The 23,411-nt window shown below is 64.1% G+C and carries 20 protein-coding genes; 12 read left to right on the top strand and 8 right to left on the bottom strand.

Annotated features, from left to right (window positions below):
• Nucleotides 1-7: 7 nt before the first annotated feature.
• The 5 genes from cysS to dcd form a co-directional block, all read right to left on the bottom strand.
• Nucleotides 8-1,387, bottom strand: a complete 1,380-nt coding sequence (gene cysS, locus FLM21_RS11410; RefSeq protein WP_148715686.1) for a cysteine--tRNA ligase — start codon at nucleotides 1,385-1,387, stop codon at nucleotides 8-10.
• 74 nt (nucleotides 1,388-1,461) lie between these two features.
• Entirely contained in the window at nucleotides 1,462-2,505 is a 1,044-nt protein-coding gene (gene mgrA, locus FLM21_RS11405) for an L-glyceraldehyde 3-phosphate reductase (protein ID WP_148715685.1), read from the bottom strand.
• Between the two features lie 83 nt (nucleotides 2,506-2,588).
• Nucleotides 2,589-3,203 carry a LysE family translocator gene (locus tag FLM21_RS11400; RefSeq protein ID WP_148715684.1) on the bottom strand — a complete coding sequence of 205 codons (615 nt, stop codon included), beginning with the start codon at nucleotides 3,201-3,203 and terminating at the stop codon, nucleotides 2,589-2,591.
• A 70-nt stretch (nucleotides 3,204-3,273) separates the two neighbouring features.
• Nucleotides 3,274-4,083 carry an AraC family transcriptional regulator gene (locus FLM21_RS11395; protein ID WP_148715683.1) on the bottom strand — a complete coding sequence of 270 codons (810 nt, stop codon included), beginning with the start codon at nucleotides 4,081-4,083 and terminating at the stop codon, nucleotides 3,274-3,276.
• Nucleotides 4,084-4,098: 15 nt separating this feature from the next.
• Nucleotides 4,099-4,674, bottom strand: coding sequence for a dCTP deaminase (gene dcd / locus FLM21_RS11390; protein WP_148715682.1), 576 nt, complete (start codon nucleotides 4,672-4,674; stop codon nucleotides 4,099-4,101).
• 160 nt (nucleotides 4,675-4,834) lie between these two features.
• Here dcd and FLM21_RS11385 point away from each other — a divergent pair, with 160 nt between their 5' ends.
• From FLM21_RS11385 to FLM21_RS11355, 7 genes are all read left to right on the top strand, one after another.
• Nucleotides 4,835-5,293, top strand: a complete 459-nt coding sequence (locus FLM21_RS11385; RefSeq protein ID WP_148715681.1) for a peroxiredoxin — start codon at nucleotides 4,835-4,837, stop codon at nucleotides 5,291-5,293.
• A 59-nt stretch (nucleotides 5,294-5,352) separates the two neighbouring features.
• Nucleotides 5,353-6,759: a PhoH family protein gene (locus FLM21_RS11380; RefSeq protein ID WP_187359871.1), complete on the top strand. Its 1,407-nt coding sequence runs from the start codon at nucleotides 5,353-5,355 to the stop codon at nucleotides 6,757-6,759.
• Between the two features lie 103 nt (nucleotides 6,760-6,862).
• A complete protein-coding gene (locus tag FLM21_RS11375; protein ID WP_148715680.1) occupies nucleotides 6,863-7,627 on the top strand; it encodes a ParA family protein in 765 nt (254 codons plus the stop codon).
• Between the two features lie 117 nt (nucleotides 7,628-7,744).
• Entirely contained in the window at nucleotides 7,745-8,584 is an 840-nt protein-coding gene (serB, locus tag FLM21_RS11370; RefSeq protein ID WP_148715679.1) for a phosphoserine phosphatase SerB, read from the top strand.
• A gap of 11 nt (nucleotides 8,585-8,595) precedes the next feature.
• Nucleotides 8,596-9,210, top strand: a complete 615-nt coding sequence (locus FLM21_RS11365; protein WP_187359870.1) for an NAD(P)H-binding protein — start codon at nucleotides 8,596-8,598, stop codon at nucleotides 9,208-9,210.
• Between the two features lie 36 nt (nucleotides 9,211-9,246).
• Nucleotides 9,247-9,645: an OsmC family protein gene (locus FLM21_RS11360; protein ID WP_148715677.1), complete on the top strand. Its 399-nt coding sequence runs from the start codon at nucleotides 9,247-9,249 to the stop codon at nucleotides 9,643-9,645.
• Between the two features lie 65 nt (nucleotides 9,646-9,710).
• The gene (locus FLM21_RS11355) at nucleotides 9,711-10,229 is read left to right on the top strand and encodes a WG repeat-containing protein (protein ID WP_187359869.1); all 519 of its coding nucleotides are present in this window, start codon (nucleotides 9,711-9,713) and stop codon (nucleotides 10,227-10,229) included.
• 1 nt (nucleotide 10,230) lies between these two features.
• Here the strand turns inward: FLM21_RS11355 and rlmB are convergent, their stop codons facing one another.
• Both rlmB and FLM21_RS11345 read right to left on the bottom strand, forming a co-directional pair.
• Nucleotides 10,231-10,977: a 23S rRNA (guanosine(2251)-2'-O)-methyltransferase RlmB gene (gene rlmB, locus FLM21_RS11350; protein ID WP_148715675.1), complete on the bottom strand. Its 747-nt coding sequence runs from the start codon at nucleotides 10,975-10,977 to the stop codon at nucleotides 10,231-10,233.
• A gap of 132 nt (nucleotides 10,978-11,109) precedes the next feature.
• Nucleotides 11,110-13,629, bottom strand: coding sequence for a bifunctional diguanylate cyclase/phosphodiesterase (locus FLM21_RS11345; RefSeq protein WP_148715674.1), 2,520 nt, complete (start codon nucleotides 13,627-13,629; stop codon nucleotides 11,110-11,112).
• A gap of 162 nt (nucleotides 13,630-13,791) precedes the next feature.
• On the opposite strand from FLM21_RS11345, the gene mfd reads away from it, so the two are divergent.
• Entirely contained in the window at nucleotides 13,792-17,187 is a 3,396-nt protein-coding gene (mfd, locus tag FLM21_RS11340) for a transcription-repair coupling factor (RefSeq protein ID WP_148715673.1), read from the top strand.
• A gap of 45 nt (nucleotides 17,188-17,232) precedes the next feature.
• The gene (locus FLM21_RS11335) at nucleotides 17,233-17,937 is read left to right on the top strand and encodes a UPF0149 family protein (protein WP_148717529.1); all 705 of its coding nucleotides are present in this window, start codon (nucleotides 17,233-17,235) and stop codon (nucleotides 17,935-17,937) included.
• Between the two features lie 9 nt (nucleotides 17,938-17,946).
• On the opposite strand, the gene FLM21_RS11330 is transcribed toward FLM21_RS11335, so the two are convergent.
• The gene (locus tag FLM21_RS11330) at nucleotides 17,947-19,017 is read right to left on the bottom strand and encodes a hypothetical protein (RefSeq protein ID WP_148715672.1); all 1,071 of its coding nucleotides are present in this window, start codon (nucleotides 19,015-19,017) and stop codon (nucleotides 17,947-17,949) included.
• Between the two features lie 359 nt (nucleotides 19,018-19,376).
• Between FLM21_RS11330 and FLM21_RS11325 the strand changes: the two genes are divergently transcribed.
• From FLM21_RS11325 to nirD, 3 genes are read left to right on the top strand one after another with little or no spacing between them, the layout of a single operon-like run.
• Nucleotides 19,377-20,594: a nitrate/nitrite transporter gene (locus FLM21_RS11325; protein ID WP_148715671.1), complete on the top strand. Its 1,218-nt coding sequence runs from the start codon at nucleotides 19,377-19,379 to the stop codon at nucleotides 20,592-20,594.
• A gap of 13 nt (nucleotides 20,595-20,607) precedes the next feature.
• Entirely contained in the window at nucleotides 20,608-23,070 is a 2,463-nt protein-coding gene (nirB, locus tag FLM21_RS11320; protein WP_148715670.1) for a nitrite reductase large subunit NirB, read from the top strand.
• Nucleotides 23,067-23,390 (top strand): nitrite reductase small subunit NirD, encoded by a 324-nt coding sequence (nirD, locus tag FLM21_RS11315; RefSeq protein ID WP_148715669.1) that lies wholly within the window; start codon nucleotides 23,067-23,069, stop codon nucleotides 23,388-23,390. The genes nirB and nirD overlap by 4 nt, the downstream gene beginning before the upstream one ends.
• Nucleotides 23,391-23,411: the final 21 nt, after the last annotated feature.

Here is a 23,411-nt window from a genome sequence, read left to right as displayed (position 1 = left end):
CAAATTCTTACAATTTTCGCCAGCTTGTGCCTTGCGCGGTATCCTCCAGTACGATACCCGCTGCGGTGAGTTCGTCGCGAATACGATCGGACTCGGCAAAGTCCTTGGCGACCCGTGCCGCCTTGCGCGCGGCAATGGCGGCCTCGATGCGCTCGGCAGACCACTCGCCCTCCCCCGTGCCGCCTTGCAGGAAGGCATTGGGGGCCCGCTGCAGCAAGCCCAGCAGTGCGGCCAGCGTTTTCAGCTCGCCGGAAAGCGCCGACGAATGTTGACGATTGGCTTCGGCAGCGAGCTCGAACAAGACAGCCACCGCCTCCGGCGAGCCGAAGTCATCGTTCATTGCCACTTGGAAACGCGCGGCATAGGGCGAGGACCAATCCAGTGCCATCTCTGCCGGCGGTACGGTCTTCAACGTGGTGTAGAGCCGGGTCAGCGCGTTCTTGGCGTCATCCAGATGCGCGTCGCTGTAATTGAGCTGGCTGCGGTAATGCGCACGCAGGATGAAGAAGCGCACCACTTCGGCATCGTACTTCTGCAGCACTTCACGGATGGTGAAGAAGTTGCCGAGGCTTTTCGACATCTTCTCGTTGTCCACCCGGATGAAGCCGTTATGCATCCAGTAGTTCACGTAGCGCTGGCCGCTGGCACCTTCGCTTTGGGCAATCTCGTTCTCGTGATGCGGAAACTGCAGGTCGGCACCGCCGCCATGGATGTCGAAATGCGCGCCGAGGTGATGGCAGCTCATCGCCGAGCATTCGATGTGCCAGCCCGGACGGCCCTCGCCCCAGGGCGATGCCCACTTGGCATCCTGAGGTTCGTCAGCCTTGGCGGCCTTCCACAGCACAAAGTCGAGCGGATCCTGCTTGTTCGGATCGACATCAACGCGCTCGCCGGCGCGCAGGTCTTCCAGTGACTTGCCGGAAAGCTTGCCGTAGCCATCGAATTTGCGCACCGCATAGTAGACATCGCCATTGGGTGCGGGATAGGCCAACCCATTGTCGACCAGCCGGGCGATCATCGCGTGCATGTCCGCCACGTGCTCGGTGGCACGCGGCTCGTGATCCGGCCGGATCACGCCCAGTGCGCCAGCATCCTCGTTCATCGCATCGATGAAGCGCTGGGTGAGCTGGTTGATCGATTCGCCATTCTCCAGCGCCCGCTTGATGATCTTGTCGTCAATGTCGGTGATGTTGCGCACGTAGTTCACGGCATAACCGGAAGCGCGCAGCCAGCGCGTCACCATATCGAACACCACCATCACGCGCGCATGCCCCAAGTGACAGTAGTCGTACACGGTCATGCCGCAGACATACATGTTCACCTTGCCCGGATGGATGGGCTGGAAGACTTCCTTTTCGCGCGTGAGGGTGTTGAAGAGGCTCAGCATGGTCGCTTTTCTGGCAGGCAAAGCCGGCATTCTAGCAGGCCCACACCTGCCCGATGCGGGCGTGTGGCACTCGTCTAAACATGCTGGTCGGTCGACGGCTTTTCCCACAGGTTGATGCCACCTTCAACGGCATGGCCATCGATCTCGGCCAGCTCCTCAGCGCTGAACTGCAGGTTGGTGAGGGCACCGACATTCTCGATGATCTGCTCCGGGCTGCTGGCGCCGATCAGCGTGGTGGTCACTGCCGGGTGGCGCAGCACCCAGGCCAGTGCCATCTGCGCCAGGCTCTGGCCACGCCGCGCGGCGATCGCGTTGAGCGCCCGCACGTGGGCAAGGTTGGCTTCCGACAGGTGCGAGGCCTGCAGCGATCCACCACCCGGCTGGTTGACGCGGGCATTGGCCGGGATGCCGTTCAGGTACTTGTCCGAGAGCAACCCTTGCGCCAGTGCAGTGAAGGTGATGCAGCCGGCACCGATTTCCGGCAGCGCCTCAAGCAGTTCACCTTCGATCCAGCGATTGAGCATGTTGTAGGCCGGCTGGTGGATCAGCAGCGGCACCTTGTATTCAGCCAGCAGCCGCGCCATCTCTCGGGTCTTGCCGGCCGAGTACGACGAGATACCCACATACAGCGCCTTGCCTTGCTGCACGGCCGTAGCCAGCGCGCCGGCAGTTTCCTCCAGCGGCGTATCCGGATCGAACCGATGCGAGTAGAAGATATCGACGTAATCGAGCCCCAGCCGCTTAAGGCTCTGGTCAAGGCTGGCGAGTACGTACTTGCGCGAGCCGCCGCCCTGGCCGTACGGCCCTGGCCACATGTCCCAGCCGGCCTTGGTCGAGATGATCAGTTCGTCGCGATAGGGTTTGAGATCCTCGCGCAACAACCGGCCAAAGTTGGTTTCGGCGCTGCCGTAGGGCGGGCCGTAGTTGTTCGCCAGATCGAAGTGGGTGATGCCCCGATCGAAGGCGGTGCGCACCATCGCACGCTGACGCTCGATCGGTACCGTGTCGCCAAAGTTGTGCCATAAGCCCAGCGACAGCAGGGGCAGCTGCAGGCCGCTGTTGCCGCAACGGCGGTATTGCATCGAGGCATAGCGGGATTCGGCGGCGATATAGGCCATGGGCGGCTCCGAAAGAGAGGAAAATTGCGAGCCTATGCCCAAACACTCGCCGACGGCATCGGGTCAGCGCCTTAGCTGCCCCATCAGCGCAATTTGAGCATCACGAGGCCTGCACTGGCGATCAGTCCACCCCCGCAGATGAAGTGCAATGCCTTCCACAGCCAGCGCTCGATCCGCCGATGCAGCCACGCGATTGCGCCGGCGCAGATGAAGCACCACAACACCGACGACAGCATGAAGCCCGCCAGGAACACGCCTTGTGCCACCGGCGGCGGCAGTCCCTGGCCAAGGGCAGCGACGGTGCCGGCCAGCGCCACCCAGTACACCAGATTCCACGGATTGGTCAGCGACAGCGCGGCGCCGGCCATCATTGCCGAGCGCTGGTCGACAGCGGTTTCGGCTACCGCCGGCGGCTCGCCCAGGCCGTCACGCACAGCCCCCCATCCCAGCCACGCCAAGAGCAAGGCACCAGCCATGGCGAGCGGCGTCTGCCAAGCCGCATTGCCAAGCAGCCATTGCGCGCCGATCAGCGCCAGCACCGCCCAGAGAAAATCGCCCAAAAGCGAGCCGATCTGCACGGCCAGCGTCGGACGATAACCGCCGCGCAGACCACGCCGCAACGATTCGGCAAATACGGCACCAGGCGTGGCGTTGAACAGCACGCCGAGCACGAAGGCGGAGATGAAGAGTTGCAGCATGGCAGTTGCAGCATGAGAAGAGATGACGCCAAGCATGCCAAGCCGGCCGCGACCGGTCTTGAACGCTATTTCAGTGGCGACGGCTACGGACCTGGGCGGGGGTGAGCCCGAACTGGGCGCGAAACTGCCGGGTAAGGTGGGCCTGGTCGGCAAAACCGAGGCGGGCAGCCACATCGGCAATCACCTCACCGTGCAGCAAGCCCTGCTTGGCAGCACGCAGCCGCTGCTGACGCAGCCAGGCCAATGGTGGCAGACCATGCCGCCGATTGAAGGCGCGCACCAGTTGCACCGCGCTCAGGCCCAGTTGATCGGCCAAGCTCGCCAGATCGGGCTGATCCATCATCTGTTCTAGCAATTGCGCCTCGGCCCGCAGCAATAGCACGTCGCCCCCGTTCGGCACTGCCCTCGTTACCGCTTCGGCGTGGCCAGAGAACAGCGCATCGAGCACGCTGAGCAGCGCTTCATCCGCTTCCGCTGCATCGGCAGCGGTTTCAGCATCCAGTGCCGCACCCACCGCGGCGATCAGTTGAGTCGCCAACGCGGTGTTGCGCAGCAGTGGCTGGACGAATTCATGGTGCTCAGATCGACCCAACAGCGGCATCAGCCGGCTCGGTGCGAGATAAAGACTGGCGCAACCCCAGGCTCCGCTGCCGCCGTCGCTCGCCTGCAACGCACCAGGGTTGTAGACGGTAATGTCGCCATCTCGCGCATCGAAGCGCTTGCCGTCGAGCCACACCCGCTCGATGCCACCGAGGTTAGCCGCAATCACAAACTCATCGTGCGTGTGCTTGGGGATCGGCACGCCGTCAAAACGCAGGCTGGCCACCTCGATGCCGAGCGAGGCCAGCTGGCGATAGCGCGACGTATCCGGGACATGCATGACTCAGCCAGCTGCTCAGGTCTTGGGCAGCGTGACGCCAACCTGCCCCTGGTACTTGCCGCCGCGATCGCGATAGCTGGTCTCGCACACATCGTCCTCGTCGGCTTCGAAGAACAGCACTTGTGCAACGCCTTCGTTGGCGTAGATCTTGGCCGGCAGTGGCGTGGTGTTGGAGAACTCCAGCGTCACATAGCCTTCCCACTCCGGCTCGAACGGCGTCACGTTGACGATGATGCCGCAGCGCGCATAGGTCGATTTGCCCAGGCACACCGTCAGCGCATTGCGCGGAATGCGGAAGTATTCGACGGTGCGCGCCAGCGCAAAGGAGTTGGGAGGGATGATGCAGTAGCCCTTGCCCGAGACATCGACGAAGCTGTTTTCATCGAAATTCTTCGGGTCGACGATGGTGCTGTTCAGGTTGGTGAAGACCTTGAATTCGTCGGCGCAGCGGATGTCGTAGCCATAGCTCGACGTGCCGTATGACACGATTTTCTGGTCGTTCACATAGCGCACCTGGCCCGGCTCGAACGGCTCGATCATGCCGTGCTCCAGCGCCATGCGGCGTATCCAGCGGTCGCTCTTGATACTCATCGGGTGTCACACCATGTTCAAAATTTGACGGGTATTGTACGCAGATGAAGCAGCTGTTGCATCGGCGCTCTAGCGGCCCGACCCGTCTTGCGACGCGCACGCCCTGCAGCCAGAATGGGATCAGCAGGCGTGCATTCGAGTCACCTCACGGACACACCCTATGCCCCCAGAAGTTGTACCTGTCCTCTCGCTCGCCATGACCGGCGGCGCCACCTTCGATACCTTGGCCCTTCAGGGCCAGCGCTACATCCTCTACTTCTATCCCAAGGACAGCACGCCCGGTTGCACCACCGAGGGCAACGACTTTCGCATCCACCACGATGCATTTGTCGCTGCCGGGGTCCAGGTGTTCGGCGTTTCGCGCGACGGGGTGAAGAGCCACGAGAACTTCAAGGGCAAGCAGTGCTTTCCCTTCGAGCTTGTCAGCGATCCCGAGGAGGCGCTGTGCGAAGCCTTCGGCGTGATGAAGCTGAAGAACATGTACGGCAAGCAGGTGCGCGGCGTGGAGCGCAGCACCTTCGTCATCGACACCGACGGCCGCGTCATCAGGGAGTGGCGCGGCGTGAAGGTGCCGGGCCACGTCGAGGAGGTACTCGAATTCGTCCAGAGTCTGAAGTAGATCGAAGCGGCCGCATGGCCGCTTTGTTGTTTCCAGCCCACCACAACAAGGAAGAAATCATGGCCGCCCGCAAAACCCGCCGCGCTCAGGATACCAAGCTCTTCGTGCTGGATACCAACGTGCTGATGCACGATCCCACGTCGCTCTACCGCTTCGAGGAACACGATCTGTTCCTGCCGATGATGACGCTGGAAGAACTGGACAACAACAAGAAAGGCATGTCGGAAGTGGCGCGCAACGCCCGTCAGGCCAGCCGCTTCATGGAAGAGCTGGTCGCCGGCATGGAGCACAGTCTGCAGGACGGCGTGGCACTGGAAACGCCAAGCAAGGGCCAGGCTAGCGGCCGGCTCTACCTGCAGACCGAGGCCATCACCAGCGTGCTGCCGTCGCAATTGCCGATGGGCAAGGCCGACAACCAGATCCTCGGCGTGGTGCACCACCTGCAGCAGATGCAACCGAAGCGCCAGGTGATCCTGGTCTCCAAAGACATCAACATGCGCATCAAGGCCCGCGCCATGGGCCTGGCCGCCGAGGACTATTTCAACGACAAGGTGCTGGAGGACACCGATCTTCTCTACACCGGTATGCGCGAGATCGAACCGGCGTTCTGGGACAAGAACGGCAAGGATCTGCAGAGCTGGCAGGAAGGCGGTAAGAGCTACTGGAAGATCAAGGGACCGGACTGTGTGGATCTCTATGCCAACCAGATGCTGTATCAGCCGGCTGATGGCTTCGTCTCGCGTGTACTGTCGGTCGAGGGCAAGCAGGCCACGCTGGAAAGCCTGAAGGACTACAGCCACGGCAAGAACGCGATCTGGGGCATCACCGCACGCAATCGCGAGCAGAACTTCGCGCTCAACCTTTTGATGAATCCGGACATCGATTTCGTCTCGCTGCTGGGCCAGGCCGGCACCGGCAAGACCTTGCTCACGCTGGCTGCGGGTTTGGCGCAAACGCTGGAATCCAAGATCTACACCGAGATCATCATGACCCGCGTCACCGTGCCGGTGGGTGAGGACATCGGCTTCCTGCCCGGCACCGAAGAGGAAAAAATGCAGCCGTGGATGGGTGCGCTGGAAGACAACCTCGACGTGCTCAACCAGTCCGATGCCGAAGCCGGCGACTGGGGCCGCGCTGCCACGCGCGACCTGATCCGCAGCCGCATCAAGGTGAAATCGCTCAACTTCATGCGCGGTCGCACCTTCCTCAACAAGTTCCTCATCATCGATGAGGCGCAGAACCTGACCCCAAAGCAGATGAAGACCCTCATCACCCGCGCCGGCCCCGGCACCAAGGTGGTGTGCCTCGGCAACATCAGCCAGATCGATACGCCCTACCTCACCGAGGGCAGCTCGGGGCTCACCTTCGTAGTCGACCGCTTCAAGGGCTGGAGCCACGGCGGCCACGTAACACTGCAACGCGGTGAGCGTTCGCGCCTGGCGGACTACGCGGCAGAAACGCTGTAGGCAGTGAACTGGGGCCGGCTCCGGCTGGCCCCGTCATGCCACGCTCTTCCCTGCATCAGCATTTTGGAATAAGGTCGCTAGCTCCGAGTCCGCGCACCTCAAGATGACGACGATTGCGGTATTCAACCAGAAAGGCGGGGTCGGCAAGACCACCGTGACCGCCAACCTTGCGGCTGCGCTCGCCCGCCACGGCGCTGCGCCGCTGGTGATCGACCTCGATCCGCAGGCACACCTCACCGCCATGTGGCGCGTGAACGCGCGCCCTGCCGAAACCATCTTGCGCTTCTACCAGGGCACCGCCGGCATTGCCGACCTGGTCCAGCACACCCGCCACGGCATCGACTTCATTCCCTCGCACCTGGAGCTCTCCAAGGTCGATACCCAGGTGGTACGCCACCGCGACCATGTCTGGCGACTCAAGCTCGGCCTCACCGCCGAGATGCTCGCCGATACCGACGTGCCCATCCTGATCGACTGCAGCCCCATGCTCGGGCCGCTGGCGTTCTCCGCACTGTTCGCCGCCGATTTCGTGCTGGTGCCGGTGGCAGCGGATTTCCTCGCGCTCAATGGCGCCGTGCTGCTCGATCGCACGCTGTCTGGCCTTGCCAAGTTCCAGCCACGCATCCCACGCCGCTATCTGCTCAACCGCTATGTGCCCGGCCAGGTCACCTCCGAAAAGGTGCTCGGCCAATTGTCGCAGCGTTGGGGGCACGAACTGATGCGTACCCGCATCCGTGAACAGGAAGTGCTGGGCGCCGCCGCCGGCACCGGCGAGGATATCTTCGCCTTCGCCCCCGAAAGCGCTGCCGCGCACGATTTCTCCTTCCTGCTCGACGAGCTGGTCGAAAACGAACTGCTGCGCCTCTAGCATTGGTCGGAGCGGCAAGCTATTCGCGGCCTGCGCTGCCTAACGGTGCTGGCAGCAGGCCCTGCCCGGCGGGGCCTGCTACAATCCGGGCTCCTTTTCAGCCACCATCGCAACGTCATGCACCGTCTCGTCATCCAGGCGCCCGAAGTCGCCACTCAGGATCTGAAGCAACTCGCCCGCCTGTCCGACGCCCACGAAATCCAGGCGATCACGCCGCAAGCATTCAAACTGCTGGGCGCGCATATCGACAATGACGAGGCAGTGGCCGATTTCTGCGAATCGAATCAGCTCGACTATGCCTTCATCCCGGAGGAGCTTGGCGTAGCCGATATCGGCCTCGTGGTGATGGACATGGATTCGACGCTGATCACCATCGAGTGCATCGACGAAATCGCCGACATGGTCGGGATCAAGCCCCAGGTGGCCGAAATCACGGCTGCCGCCATGCGAGGCGAGCTCGACTTCAAGGCGAGCCTGACGCGTCGCGTTGCGCTGCTGGCCGGGTTGGAGCAAAGTGCGCTCGGCCGGGTCTATGACGAGCGCCTCAAGCTGATGGCCGGCGCGGAAGCCATGCTCAAGGGTTTTCATGCTGCTGGTGCCAAAACCCTGCTGATTTCGGGTGGCTTCACCTATTTCACCGAGCGGCTGCAATCACGGCTGGGCCTGACCCGCGCTATCGCGAACGTGCTGGAAATCGAGCACGGCAAGCTGACCGGCAAGGTGAACGGTGACATCGTCGATGCCGAGCGCAAGAAGGCTGAGTTGATCCGCTACCGCGAGGAGCTGGGATTGCGGCGCGAACAGGTGGTGGCCATGGGTGATGGCGCCAACGATCTGCCGATGCTGCACGAAGCGGGCTTCGGCGTGGCTTGCCATGCCAAACCCAAGGTGCAAGCCGAAGCACCTTACTGCATCAACCACGTCGGCCTCGACGGCGTGCTCAACTACTTCCGCTGAACGGGTATCGCGTGGCCGAGCTTATCCTCGTCGTCGGCGCTACCGGCGGCACTGGGCGCCATGTGGTCGACCAACTACTGGCCCAGGGCAGGAATGTGCGCCTGCTGGTCCGCGATGCCAGTGCAGCACAAGCCCGCTGGCCGGATGCGGATATCGACACCACCGATGTGCTCTCGGGAGATCTGACACCGGCCTTCGCTGGTATCACCGCCGTCATTAGCACGCTGGGCAGCCGCGAGCCCGAGGGCTTGCGCTTGGTTGATCTGCCCGCCACGCTGCACCTCGTCGCCGCAGCCCAGGCCGCCGGGGTGACGCGCTTCGTGCTGTGCTCGACCATCGGCGCGGTGCCGACTCCCGGCGTGCCCCAGCACCTGCTGGCCGCCTTCGCGCCCAAGGGCGAGGCCGAGGCAGCATTGCGAAATAGTGGTCTGCCCTACGCTATCGTCCGGCCGGGCCAGCTGGTCGACGAGGCGGCCCAGGAAGCACGTGCGATCGAGCGGGCCCGGGTCGCAACCGCCCTGATCGCCGCGCTGGACCGCGCCGGCGCACGCAATACCATCCACGAACTCAGCCACGCCCGCCTAGCGGTGGCGGGCGCCGACCCAGTGCTGGGGCTCGCCGTCTGAAGCGGTTTTTTCCCCATCCCCACAAGGAGTTGGAGCATGAGTGCTGAAGCACGATGGCACGCTGCGAACGGTCGAACCGCCTGCGATATCGCACTACCGCATGGCGAAGTCGTAGCTGATCTTGATGCCGAAGCAGGCGGCGGCGCACATCCCAGCCCGCACGATCTGCTCGACGCTGCGCTGGCTGCCTGCACCACGCTGACGCTGGAGCTCTACATCAAGCGCAAGGACTGGCCCGTTTCGAGCATCCGCACCGAAGTCGGCCATGAGAAGGCCACCGATACCTACCTGATGCGCCGAACCATCCACATCGACGGCGCAATCGATGATGAGCAACGTGCCGCGTTGCTGCGCATCGCCGAGGCCTGCCCGGTGCACAAGACCTTGAGCGGCAAGATCGCCACGCACACCGAGTTGCAGCAATCGGGGGCCTGATGCGCCGTCTGGGGTTAAGCCCGGCCCCGCGATGTTCGGCCGGCCAGCTCTGCCGCGGCATGGTCGTGGCGGTGCTGCTGATTGTTCCGCTGGTCGCCTTGGCAAAAACGTCCGTGGCTTATCCGTTGTCGTGCTGGTACACCGATCGGATCGGCGAGCTCGATCTGCGGCAAGGTTGTGCCAGCCTTCGGCATGGCAAGCTCACGATCTCCCCCGAGCATGTTCGGCGGCTTGCGTACGATGCGCATGGCTTGGCTACGGTTGCGGTCGAGGGAACACAATACTATCTGGATCGCGCAGGACGCTCGCTCGCCGTCGTGGCCTACGACAACGGCGCCGATGCATTTTCTGAAGGGCTGGTCCGTGGACTGCGTGGTGGCAAGATCGGTTTCTACAACCGACGTTTCAAGCCAGTGGTTGCGCCGAATTACGACTGGGCCTGGCCGTTTGACGGTGGCAAGGCGATCGCCTGTCAGGGCTGCAAGCCCATTCGGGTGGATGAGGAACATCAGGCGCTCAGTGGTGGGCGCTGGTTCTACATCGATCGTGCCGGCCGGGAAATCGGCCCGGTGCCGGGGCGCTGACTCAGGCGCCAGCCAGCGTGCGCTGCCGGCGCGTTTCGGCCAGCACGATGCCGCTGGCAACCGAGACGTTGAGGCTTTCCACCGAGCCAAGCATGGGGATGGACACCAGCACATCGCAGTGCTCGCGCGTCAGCCGGCGCATGCCCTCGCCTTCGCTGCCCAGCACCCAGGCGATGGCACCGGCGCCGCCACTGAAATGGTGCAGATCGACATCGGCTTCGGCAGCGGTGCCCGCAATCCAGATCTCACGATCCTTCAACTCGCGCAGCGTACGTGCCAGATTGGTCACCATCACGTAGGGCACCGTTTCGGCGGCGCCGCACGCCACCTTGGACACCGTGGCGGTGATGCCGACCGACTTGTCCTTGGGGGCAACCACCGCGTGCACGCCCATGGCATCGGCCACCCGCAGACAGGCGCCGAGGTTGTGCGGATCGGTGATGCCATCGAGGATCAACAGGAAAGGCGGCTCGATGAGATCATCGAGCACATCCTCCAGCGCCACATAGGATTTGCCGGCGTCGATCAACGCGGCAACACCCTGGTGACGGCTGTCGCCAGCGATGCCGGCGAGGCGTTTGTCATCCACATGCAGCAGTTTCACCCCCTGCGCCTCAGCCAAGCGCGCCAGGTCGCGCGCGCGCGCGTCATTGCGCGATGCATCGAGGTAGATCTCGAGCACGCTGTCGGGGAAGCGCTTCAGGCGGGCGCTGACGGCATGAAAGCCGTGGAGGGTTTTCTTCTGCATGGGGATCGATCAGGGGTGCGACAGGAGTGAATGCGGAACGCCGCCCGCTGCGCAGGCTCGCGCAGCGTCAGGCACAGGGCCGCAGTGTACTGGATGTGCCCCCGGCTGCCGAGCCTGCGGCGCCAGCCGGGATCAGGCGTCGACGCGACCGGTGACGTTGTACCCCTCACGCGAGAGGTAACGCAGCAGTGCCTCTGCATCGAGCGGCATTGCGTAGAGATAGCCCTGCACCACATGGCAGCCGCTGCGGCGCATGTAGAGCATCTGGCCCAGCGTCTCCACCCCTTCGGCCACGACCTTGAGCCGCAGCTTCTTGGCCATGGCAATGATAGCCTCGGTGATGGCCGCGCTGTCCTCGTCCTCGGGCACGCCCACGATGAAGGAGCGGTCGATCTTCAGCGTATCGAGCGGGAAGTGCTTGAGGTTGGACAGCGAGGAATAGCCAGTACCGAAATCGTCGATGGCCAGCTTCACGCCCATGGCCCGCAATTCGCCAAGCACGCCGACAGCGCGCTGCGGATTCTGCATGATCATGCTCTCGGTGATCTCGAGCTCCAGCCGTTGCGGCGCGATATCGTAGGCCTTGAGCGCGGCCGCCACCTGCTGCGGCAACTGCTCGCGCAGGAACTGCCGCGCTGACAGGTTGATCGCCACCCGCGGGATCATGAAGCCCGCGTCTTCCCACTCGCGCATCGTGCGGCAGGATTCCTGCAACACCCACTCGCCGATCTGCACGATGAGACCGTTCTCCTCGGCGATCGGGATAAAGCTTGCCGGCGGCACTAGGCCCAGTTCCGGATGCTCCCAGCGGATCAGGCACTCCACGCCCTCGAGCTCGTTGGTCGCCACGTCGATCTGCGGCTGGAAATGCAGCCGCAATTCGCTGCGCTCGAGCGCGTGGCGCAGGCTGGTTTCCAGTACCAGGTGCTCGAAGGCTCGCGCGTTCATTTCTGGCGAGAAGAACTGGTAGTTGTTCTTGCCCAGTTCCTTGGCGCGGTACATCGCCACGTCGGCGTTCTTCAGCAATTGCGCCGGCAGCCGGCCATCGCCCGGATACAGGCTGATGCCGATCGAGCAGGTAACGAACAACTCCTGGCCGTGGATCACGATCGGTTGGCACAGCTGCTGCAGCAGGCGCTCGGCCACATGCGTCACGTCGTCGATGTGGAAGATGTTTTCCAGCAGCACGGTGAATTCGTCGCCGCCCAGGCGCGCGATCACGTCGGTCGATTTCACGCTGTCGCGCAAGCGGGCGGCGATCACCTTCAGCAGCTCGTCGCCCACATCATGGCCCAGCGTATCGTTGATCGCCTTGAAGCGATCCAGATCGATAAACAGCAGCGCCAGCTGCATCTGGTCGGCACTGCAACGCGCCACAGCCTGCGACAGCGCCTCGTGCATGGCACTGCGGTTGTGCAATCGGGTCAGCGCATCGTGATTGGCCAGGAAATGCAGCCGCTGCTCCGCTTCCTTGCGGTTGGTGTAGTCGGAGAACACGCCCACGTAGTTGGAGATCTGCCCCCGCTCGTCGCGCACCGCGCTGATCGAAAGCCAGGCGGGGTAACTCTCTCCTCCCTTGCGCCGATCCGGCATCTCGCCTTGCCAGTAGCCCTCCTCGGCGAGCTTTTGCAACATCTCCCTGCCCGTATCGTTGCCGCGCGGGCCGAACATACGCGAGCGCCGACCGATGGCCTCGCCGGCATCGAAACCGGTGATGCGGGTGAAGGCTGGGTTCACCGCCACGATCCGCGCCTGCGCATCGGTGATCAGGATGCCTTCCGAGGCGTTCTGGAACACTTGGCCCGACAACCGCGCCTCCCGCGCCGCCGCCACGCCCTCGCGATGCGACAGCGCCAACATCAGGCCGGTCATCATCACCGCTGCCTGCATGGTGACCACCCCCAAGTGCTCGGATAAAGGCAAGGTCTGCGCATGCACCGCCAGCGCCGCAGCACAGGCCGCGACGAGACCGACGAGGCCCGCAGCAAAGAGCCCAGGGCGCAACGCCGCCCAGGCCATCAACGCAAACAGCAGGAATTGAAGGTTGCCCAGGTCCGGCCAAGGCGGAAAATAGATCAGTCCGGCAGTCACCACACTGACGCACAGCACGGTGGCGAGCTCGACCCGGGTGCGGCGATCATGCCGGCGTATACCCCAGCCGATATGCAGCGACACGGCCACAAGCAGCCCCAGCGCATCGGACCACCACCAGGTCAGCCATTGGCTCCACAGCGAGGCAAGGCCGTCGTCCAATGTCAGCCGCACGAACAGACAGCCCAGGCTGGCGACGATGCCCGCAGACAATACGGGCCCGACAGCGACGAAATGCAGCCCTTCGGCCACGCGCCAGTTGCCTTCCAGCGCGGAGCGCGGCAGCAGCGTGCGAATCAGCCAGAATTGCCCAGCGGTCAACAGCGCGAGTGCGGCCGAAGCCAGTAGCGGCATGCCAAGCAGCAAGGGCCAGACCATACTGCCGAGCGCGATCGGAGTCAGGCTGGCGGCGCCAACGCGCAGTGCCAGGATCAGTGATACCGCGCTCGCCACGGCCACCGTCGGCATGCCCTGGGCGCGCACAGCCAAGCCCCAGCTCAACAACTGGGCCACGACCACGCAGGCAAGCAGTAGCCAGAAGCAGGGGAAGGAACGCGGCATGCGAATTCGGCCAGGGCGGTCTCAGCCCAGGGGGCCGGTCCGCCATCTATTTAGTAATGGGGGTGCGAAATCATTCGGGATGATCGACTAAAAAGCAAGCGCGTTGCCGCGAGTGTCACCCACAGCCCGGTATAATGCCGCTTTGCCCTGCCCGTCCCCGCCGTGACCGCTCCCACCCTGCCCCGCCCCGGAGAACGCCTCAGCCTTGCCACGCCGCATGGCTCCGCCGACAGCCTGTTGCTGGCCCGTTACGCCAGTCTGGCCAGACCGCTGGCGCTGCTGGCCGACACCGCCGCCGCCGCGAGCCGACTTCGGGACGAGCTGGCGTTCTGGTTGCCCGAGACGCGGATCGTGCTGCTGCCCGATTGGGAAACGCTGCCTTACGATCACTTCAGCCCGCATCAGGACCTGATCTCCGAGCGTCTGGCCACGCTGTGGCAAATCCGCCAGGGCGAGGTGGACATCGTGATCGCCCCGCTGCAGACCGCGATGGGCCGGCTGGCACCGGTCGAATACCTCGCCGGCTACACCTTCATGCTGAAGCAAAAGCAGAAGTTCGATGCCGACCAGTTGCGCGCCGACCTCAGCTTCGCCGGCTACAGCCACGTAACCCAAGTCTACAGCCCCGGTGAGTATTCGATCCGTGGCGGGCTGATCGATCTCTATCCGATGGGCTCACCTTTGCCCTACCGGATCGATCTCTTTGACGACGAGATCGAGACCATCCGCACTTTCGATGTCGATACCCAGCGCAGTCTCTACCCGGTGCCGGAGATCCGCCTGCTGCCAGCGCGCGAGTTCCCGCTGGATGATGCTGGCCGCACCCGTTTCCGCCAGCGCTTTCGCGAGGTGTTCGAGGGCGACCCGAGCAAGAGCCGGCTCTACAAGGACATCAGCGCCGGGGTCACCCCGGCCGGCATCGAGTACTACCTGCCGCTCTTTTTCGAGCACACCGCGACGCTGTTCGACTATCTACCCAAGGGCACGCTACTGGGCCTCGTCGGCGACGTGCACGACGCGGCAGCCCGCTTCTGGGCGGATACCCAGGATCGCTATCGCAACCTGTCCGGCGAAAAGGACAGGCCCATCCTCGCGCCGCGCGAGCTGTACCTGCCCTCTGACGAGCTGTTTGCCCTGGTCAAACAATATCCACGGCTGGAACTCACCGAGCGTGACGACGGCTTTGCCGGCCCATTGCCAGCGCTGCAGGTCGACCGCCGCGCCGACAACCCCATCCTGCGGCTGACCGACTTCGTCGCCCGCTGGCCGGGCCGCTTGCTGATCACGGCCGAGAGTCTGGGCCGGCGCGAGACGATGGCGCAGATGTTCTCCGAATATGGCCTTAAGCCGGCTCTGGCCGAGAGCTGGCAGGCGTTTCTCGACAGCAGCGAGCGGGTAATGCTGGCCGCCAGCCCGCTCTACAACGGCTTCGTGCTCGCCGATCCACAGCTCGCCGTCGTCACCGAGGCCGATCTCTACGCCACCGTGGCGCAGGGCCGCAGCCGCCGCCAGCAAAAGCGCAGCAACACCGATGCGATGCTGCGCGATCTCTCCGAGCTCAAGATCGGCGACGCCGTGGTGCATGAGGCGCACGGCATCGGCCGCTACATGGGCCTGACCAGCATGGATCTGGGCGAAGGCGCCACCGAGCTGTTGCTACTGGAATACGCCGGTGGCGACAAGCTCTATGTGCCGGTCAGCCAGTTGCACGTGATCTCGCGCTATTCAGGCGGGGCCACCGACGCCGCGCCGCTGCACAAGCTGGGTTCGGGCGCCTGGGACAAGGCCAAACGCCGTGCCGCCGAACAGGTGCGCGATACTGCGGCCGAGCTCTTGAACCTGTATGCGCGGCGGGCCGCGCGCAAGGGCCACGCCTTCGAGTGGGGCCATCACGACTACGAGGCCTTTGCCGCCGGCTTTGGCTTCGAGGAAACGGCCGACCAGGCCGCCGCGATCGAAGCGGTGCTGATCGATCTGCGCATTGATCGGCCGATGGACCGGCTGGTCTGCGGCGACGTGGGTTTCGGCAAGACCGAGGTCGCGCTGCGCGCCGCCTTCGCTGCGGTGGCCGGCGGCAAGCAGGTGGCCGTGCTGGTGCCAACGACGCTGCTGGCGGAGCAGCATTTCCAGACCTTCTCTGACCGCTTTGCCGACTGGCCGATCAAGATTGCAGAGCTGAGCCGCTTTCGCACCACCAAGGAAGTCAACGTTGCGCTCAAGGGCCTGGCCGAGGGCGGAGTCGACATCGTGATCGGCACCCACAAGCTGGTACAGCCCGACGTGCAGTTCAAGAACCTGGGTCTAGTGATCATCGACGAGGAGCACCGCTTTGGCGTGCGGCAGAAAGAACAGCTCAAGGCGCTGCGTGCCGACGTCGACGTACTGACGCTGACGGCCACCCCCATCCCGCGCACGCTGGCGATGAGCCTGGAAGGCATCCGTGACTTCTCGGTGATCGCCACCGCGCCATCCAAGCGCCTGTCGGTGAAGACCTTCGTCGCCAAATTCTCCGATGGCGTGATCCGCGAAGCGGTACTGCGCGAGCTCAAGCGCGGCGGCCAGGTGTTCTTCCTGCACAACGAGGTCGACACCATCGAGAACATGCGCGAGAAACTCGCCGCGCTGCTGCCGGAGGCACGCATCGGCGTGGCACACGGCCAGATGCGCGAGCGCGAGCTCGAGCACGTGATGCGCGATTTCTCGGCCCAGCGTTTCAACCTGCTGCTGTGCACCACCATCATCGAAACCGGCATCGATATCCCGAACGCCAACACCATCCTGATGAACCGGGCCGACAAGTTCGGCCTGGCGCAACTGCACCAGATGCGCGGCCGCGTCGGCCGCTCGCACCATCAGGCCTACGCCTATTTGCTGGTGCCGGATGTCGAAGGATTGTCGGGCGATGCCAAGAAGCGGCTGGAGGCGATCCAGCAGATGGAAGAGCTGGGCTCCGGCTTCTACCTCGCCATGCACGATCTGGAAATCCGTGGCGCGGGCGAGGTACTGGGCGATTCGCAATCGGGCGAAATGCAGGAAATCGGCTTCTCGCTCTACTCGCAGATGCTGAACGAAGCGGTGAAGGCACTGAAGAAAGGCCAGGAGCCCGATCTGTCGCAGCCGCTCGGCGTCACCACCGAGATCAATCTGCACGCCCCCGCGCTGCTACCCAACGACTACAGCCCGGACGTGCACGAGCGCCTCAGCCTGTACAAGCGCCTCGCCAACTGCGAATCGGCCGACGAGCTCGACGACCTGACGCAGGAGCTGATCGACCGTTTCGGCCTGTTGCCCGACGCCGCCCGCGTGCTGCTCGACTGCCACCGGCTGCGCATGCTGGCCAAGCCGCTCGGCATCCAGAAGATCGACGCGGCAGACAACGCCATCGTGATCACCTTCGCCAAGAACACGGTGATCGAGCCGTTCAAGATCATCTCGCTGGTGCAAAGCAAGAAGCACTACAAGATGGTCCCGCCCGATCGCTTGCGGGTGGAAGGCAACTGGCCCGAACCGGCGCTGCGCGCGGTGCGGGTGAAGGAACTGCTGAAGGAATTGGGCTGAACGCCCGACTCACTCCCAGCGATCAATCAGAAACAAGGAAATATCATGTCCCTCGCACCGCTGAATGACGACGAACTCGACCGGCTCGACGCCTTTTTGATGTCGCCGCGCACGCCAGAAGAAACCATGGATATGGAGATGCTCGACGGCTTTCTGGTCGCGCTCGCCATCGGTCCGCGCGAGATCGAAGAGGAGGAATGGCTGCCACAGGTATTCGCTGGCACCCCGCCCGAGTTCGCCGACCAGGAGGAGGCCGATGAGGTGCTTGGCTTGATCTGCCGCCACGCAGCGCACGTCACCGCTTCGTTCGCGCCCAAGCGCCGCGAAAATGTCGGCGAGGAGCCGCTGTACTACCCGCTGATCCTGTCGGACGAAGGCGCGGACGAGAAATGGCAGGAATCGCTCGGTGCCTACTGGGCCTCCGGTTTTCGCCTCGGCATGCTCGCCGACGAGGAGGTCTGGCAGGCAGCACTCGATGCCGACGAGGAATTCTACGACACCATTGCCGCTATCCTGGCGCTGGAGGAAGGCCACCATCCCGAGGATGAAAACGAGGACGTGCTGACGGTGAAGGCGCGCGAGGAGCGCGTCTCAGAGCTGCCCTGGCACGTCGAGGATGCGATGTTCTACTGGCTGGAACAGAAGTACGGCCAGGTCGAGACGGTGAAGCGCGACGAGCCCAAGGTCGGCCGCAACGACCCCTGCCCCTGCGGCTCGGGCAAGAAGTACAAGAAGTGCCACGGCGCTTGAGTCAACCTTCTAACGCCTCAGGCCAGCCGTGAACCCGAGCCAGTCGTCACGTAGGCGACTGGCCAAGCGATCCATGTTGGCGTCTTGCTGCTGTGCCGCGGACCATCCTGTTTGTTGCCGGTAGGCTGCAAGCTGTGCATCGATGCGACGATTGCCACTCGACGCTGATCCTTGGGTGACATCGTTTCCCGCCTCATTGCTGCGTAGCGCATCACGCACCGCCGACCAGATGGCTTCATCGCTCTTCCCGCCCGCTGAAGCGGCTGGTTGCAAGGTCTTGCGTACTGCATCGGTGCGGCGCATCCCTCGGCCTTCGCCGCGCTCAATCGCTGCAACCTCCGCATCGAGTGCTTTCACCACATCGCTATCCGGATCGCCATGCTGTCGTTGCAAGGCGGCAGCTGCACGAGTCAACGACAGCGCTATCTTTCCATAGCGTTCGGACTCCTGCTGCCGATACGTCGCGATGGCATCGGCAAACGACGCGCGATAGTGCTCCGGTACCCATTGCTGCCACAAGTAATCGAGCTTGGCCAGATTGGCCCCAAGCTTGGCGGTCTGTTCTTCATCGGTCCAGCTGCTGCCCAAATTCATGGCAGTGGCTTCTTCGACCGAGCGTGCCAGTACGGCAGCCTGTTCCGGTGCCAACGTTTGATCCTGCCAGATCGCGTCGAGTAGCGGCTGGAAGGCTGGGGTGCCGGACAGGTACTCGAACTGGAGTGGCGTGGCGGGCTCGGTCGACGCCGTCTCGGCCTTCATGCGCCCAACCTCGCTCAAAGCCACGGAGAGATCCGGTGCAGTAAAGCGATGTCCACCCGCAGTAGCTGGCAAGGTATCGACAGGCACGGCGGCGCCGAGCATACGACGAGCGCCGACCGACGTTGAAGTGGGAAACGGGCCAGCAACAGCGGCGGCGGTTTGGACGGCATCGTTCATTGCGTGTTCCTCCATGGTGATGCAGCAGCTATCGACGCCATCGCTTGGCACTTGACGGCAGGCAGCTGCCAAACTCACCTTCGCGCAAGCGGGGAAAACTGCGGCACCCACCGAGGCAAAACTGCGTGGCAGCGCCTGCCACACGCAATCCGCGTGCAGCGCTTTTGCACCAGCACCGCACAGCCACCAGCAGCCACGCACCGCTGCAGTGCAGCATCCACAGGGCTTGTTTTCAGACAGACCCAATGAATTCACCGTATGCAGGCTGATTCGGCCATTGGCATGGTGTTTGCTCAATGCCTGTTACCCGCACAACGGCGTGCTGGCACTGCAAGGTGTGCTCGATGACGAGCATTCGGGATAGGCAGGTCCCGCTCCCGGATTGATTTGGCCCGCATCGCGGGCAACAGGACAACGGCGTCCCCTCCAACCCATCGGGGTTGGCAGCGGACGCCGTTTTTGTTTTCTGCCGCGCACCGCGCGGCCAGCATGAGGAACACACCATGGCAAACACGAACGAGGCCGGCTCCTTCTGGCGGGCCGGCCACACACCCACGCTGTTTTCGGCCTTTCTCTATTTCGACCTGAGCTTCATGGTCTGGTACCTGCTGGGCCCGTTGCAGGTGCAGATCGCGCAGACGCTGGCGCTCTCAACCCAGGAACGCGGGCTGATGGTGGCCACGCCCATCCTTGCCGGCGCGCTGTTGCGGCTGGGCATGGGCATGCTGGCAGACCGGCTGGGCGCCAAGCGCACGGGGCTGTATGCGCAGCTCGCCATCATCGTCACGCTGCTCGGTGCCTGGCAGCTGGGCGTGCACAGCTTCGGTGAGGCGCTGCTCCTAGGCGTGTTGCTCGGCATTGCCGGCGCTTCGTTCGCCGTGGCATTGCCGCTGGCGTCACGCTGGTATCCGCCGCAGCATCAGGGCACGGCCATGGGCATAGCGGGAGCCGGCAACTCGGGCACCGTGCTGGCGGCCTTGTTTGCCCCGGCGCTGGCCGTGGCTTTTGGTTGGCAGAATGTGTTCGGCATCGCGGTGCTGCCGCTCCTGGTGGTGCTCGTCGTCTACTGGCGCTGTGCGCAGGATGCGCCGGGCGTGGTGCAAAAAAAGCGCTGGGCCGACTACGGCCGGATGCTGGCGCACCGCGACGCCTGGTGGTTCATGTTCTTCTACGCCCTCACCTTCGGCGGCTTTTCCGGCTTCGCCAGCGCCCTGCCCGGCTACTTCAGCGACCAGTTCGGCTTTGCGCCCAAGCTCGCCGGCTGGGCAACCGCGGCCTGCGTGCTGGCGGGCTCGGTGATGCGGCCGCTCGGTGGCGTACTGGCCGATCGCATCGGCGGCACGCGCTCGCTCTTGGGCGTGTATGCGTTTGTGGCGGTGCTGATCGGCCTCGCTGGCTTCAATCCTGGCGGCGCCGTAGTGCAGCTGGCGCTGTTCGTCGCCGCCATGCTGTGCCTGGGGGCAGGCAATGGCGCGGTGTTCCAGCTGGTGCCACACCGCTTTGGCAAGGACATCGGGATCATGACCGGCCTCATCGGCATGGCCGGCGGCATCGGCGGCTTTGCGCTGGCGGCGAGCCTTGCGGCAATCAAGCAGCATAGCGGCGACTACGCCGGCGGCCTGTGGTTGTTCGCCAGCCTCGCCGCGCTGGGCTGGATGAGCCTTAGCAGTGTGAAGCAGCAATGGCGCAGCGGCTGGGCCGTGGCCGCCGCACGGGTTTGAACGGAGACTGATCATGCAGAAAATGAAACTCGTCGTCGTCGGCAACGGCATGGCCGGCATCCGCACGGTGGAAGAACTGCTGGCGCTGGCGCCGGACCTCTACGACATCACCGTGTTCGGCAGCGAGCCACACCCCAACTACAACCGCATCCTGCTCTCGCCCGTGCTCGCCGGTGAGCAGGAGTTCGACGATATCGTGCTCAACCCGCGCAGCTGGTATGAGGAGCACGGCATCACGCTGCATACCGGCCGCACCATCACCCGGATCGACCGGGCGCGGCGCCTGGTGATCGCCGACGACGGCAGCGAAACCGAATACGACCGTCTACTGCTGGCCACCGGCTCCACGCCCTTCATGTTGCCGGTGCCGGGCAAGGATCTGCGCGGCGTGATCGCCTACCGCGACATCGCCGATACGCAGGCGATGATGGACGCGGCCACGACGATGAAACACGCAGTGGTCATCGGTGGCGGTTTGTTGGGGTTGGAGGCGGCGAACGGTCTGGCACTGCGCGGTATGACGGTGTCGGTGGTGCACCTCGGGGACTGGCTGCTTGATCGCCAGCTCGACGCCACTGCCGGCGGCCTGTTGCGGCGCGAGCTGGAGGCGCGTGGCCTGCGTTTCCTCCTGGGCCGGCAGACCGAGGAGATCGTCGGCAACGCTGCCGGCGAAGTCTGCGCGGTGCGCTTCAAGGGCGGCGAGGAAGTACCGGCCCAACTGGTGGTGATGGCGGTCGGCATCCGCCCCAACACGGCGCTGGCGGAAAGCGCCGGCCTCTACTGCAACCGGGGCATCGTGGTCAGTGATGTGCTGCAGACGTTCGACCCACGCATCTACTCCGTGGGCGAATGCGTCAGCCATCGCGGCGTGGCCTATGGCCTCGTCGCCCCCCTGTTCGAGCAGGCCAAGGTCTGCGCCAACCATCTGGCGCGGCTCGGCATCGGCCAGTACAAGGGCTCGGTGCTGTCGACCAAGCTCAAGGTCACCGGCATCGATCTCTTCAGCGCCGGTGACTTCATGGGCGGCGAAGGCTGCGAGGACATCGTGCTCAGCGACCCGGCCGGTGGCGTGTACAAGAAACTGGTGATCAAGGATGACCAGCTGGTCGGCGCCTGCCTCTACGGTGACACGGCCGACGGCGCCTGGTACTTCAAGCTGCTGCGCGAGGGCCGCAAGATCAACGACCTTCGCGACACGCTGATGTTCGGCGAATCGGCCATCGGTGATGTTGGCGTCGCCGGCCAAAGCCGCGCCGCCGCAATGCAGGACGGCGATGAGGTCTGCGGCTGCAATGGCGTGTGCAAGGGCACCATCGTCAAGGCGATCAAGGGCCAGGGCCTCTTTACCATCGACGACGTGAAGAAGCACACCAAGGCCGCCAGCTCCTGTGGCTCGTGCACGGGGCTGGTCGAGCAGATCCTGATGAATACGCTGGGTGGGAGCTTCCAGGAAACGCCCAAGACCCGTGCGGTCTGCGGCTGCACCGACCACACCCACGGCGAAGTGCGCCGCGCGATCCGCGAGCAGCGTCTCACCACGCACCAGGCGGTCTACGCCTTCCTGGAATGGCGCACGCCCAACGGCTGCGCCACCTGCCGCCCGGCGGTGAACTACTACCTGCTCTCGACCTGGCCCAAGGAGGCGGTGGACGACCCGCAAAGCCGCTTCGTCAACGAGCGCGTGCACGCCAATATCCAGAAGGACGGCACCTTCTCGGTGATCCCGCAGATGAAGGGCGGCGTGACCAATCCGTCCGAATTGCGCCGCATCGCGGACGTGGCCGACAAATACGCAGTGCCAATGGTGAAGTTAACCGGTGGCCAGCGCATCGACCTGTTGGGCGTGAAGAAGGAAGACCTCGTCAACGTGTGGAAAGACCTGGGCATGAATTCCGGCCACGCCTATGGCAAGTCGATCCGCACCGTGAAGACCTGCGTGGGCAGCGAGTTCTGCCGTTTTGGCACCCAGAACAGTACCCAGATGGGCATCGATCTGGAAACGATGCTGGCCAATATGTGGAGCCCGCACAAGGTAAAGCTCGCGGTATCCGGCTGCCCGCGCAACTGCGCCGAGGCCGGCATCAAGGATGTGGGCGTGATTGCCGTCGATAGCGGCTGGGAGCTGTATGTCGGCGGCAACGGCGGCATCAAGACCGAGGTGGCGCAGTTCCTCGCCAAGGTAAAGACCAGCGACGAGGTGAAGGAATACAGCGGCGCCTTCCTGCAGCTCTATCGCGAGGAGGCGTATTACCTCGACCGTACCGTGCATTACATCGCCCGGGTCGGCCTCGATTACATCAAGCAGAAAGTGGTCGATGACGCGGCCAATCGCAAGGCGCTGTACGAGCGGCTGTTGTACGCACTCGAAGGCCTGCCCGACCCGTGGGCCGCGCGTATCGCGGGTACGCAGAAGCACGAGTACATCCCGATCAAGCTGATACCGGCCGATACCGCAACGCAAGGAGAACCTGCATGAACGCGCCTGCCACCCAGCAATGGCTGCGCGTCTGCGCGCTGGCCGATATCCCGCCGCTCGGTAGCCGCCTGATCGAACACGCTCCGGGCAATATCGCGCTGTTCCGCACTGCGAACGACACGGTGTTTGCGCTGCTCGACCGTTGCCCGCACAAGGGCGGCCCGCTGTCGCAGGGCATCGTCCACGGCGAGACGGTCACCTGCCCGCTGCATGGCTGGAACATCGACCTGAAATCGGGCGAGGCCAAGGCGCCCGATGTGGGCTGTGCGCGGCGCTATCCGGTGGAAGTGCGCGACGGCGACGTCTTTTTGGCGCTGTAGCAGCGTCGGCAACGACGGAGG

The organism is Chitinolyticbacter meiyuanensis (genome assembly GCF_008033135.1).
GTDB lineage: Bacteria > Pseudomonadota > Gammaproteobacteria > Burkholderiales > Chitinibacteraceae > Chitinolyticbacter > Chitinolyticbacter meiyuanensis.
Note: the sequence above shows the minus strand (reverse complement) of the source record. Positions and strands in the feature narration are given on the sequence as shown.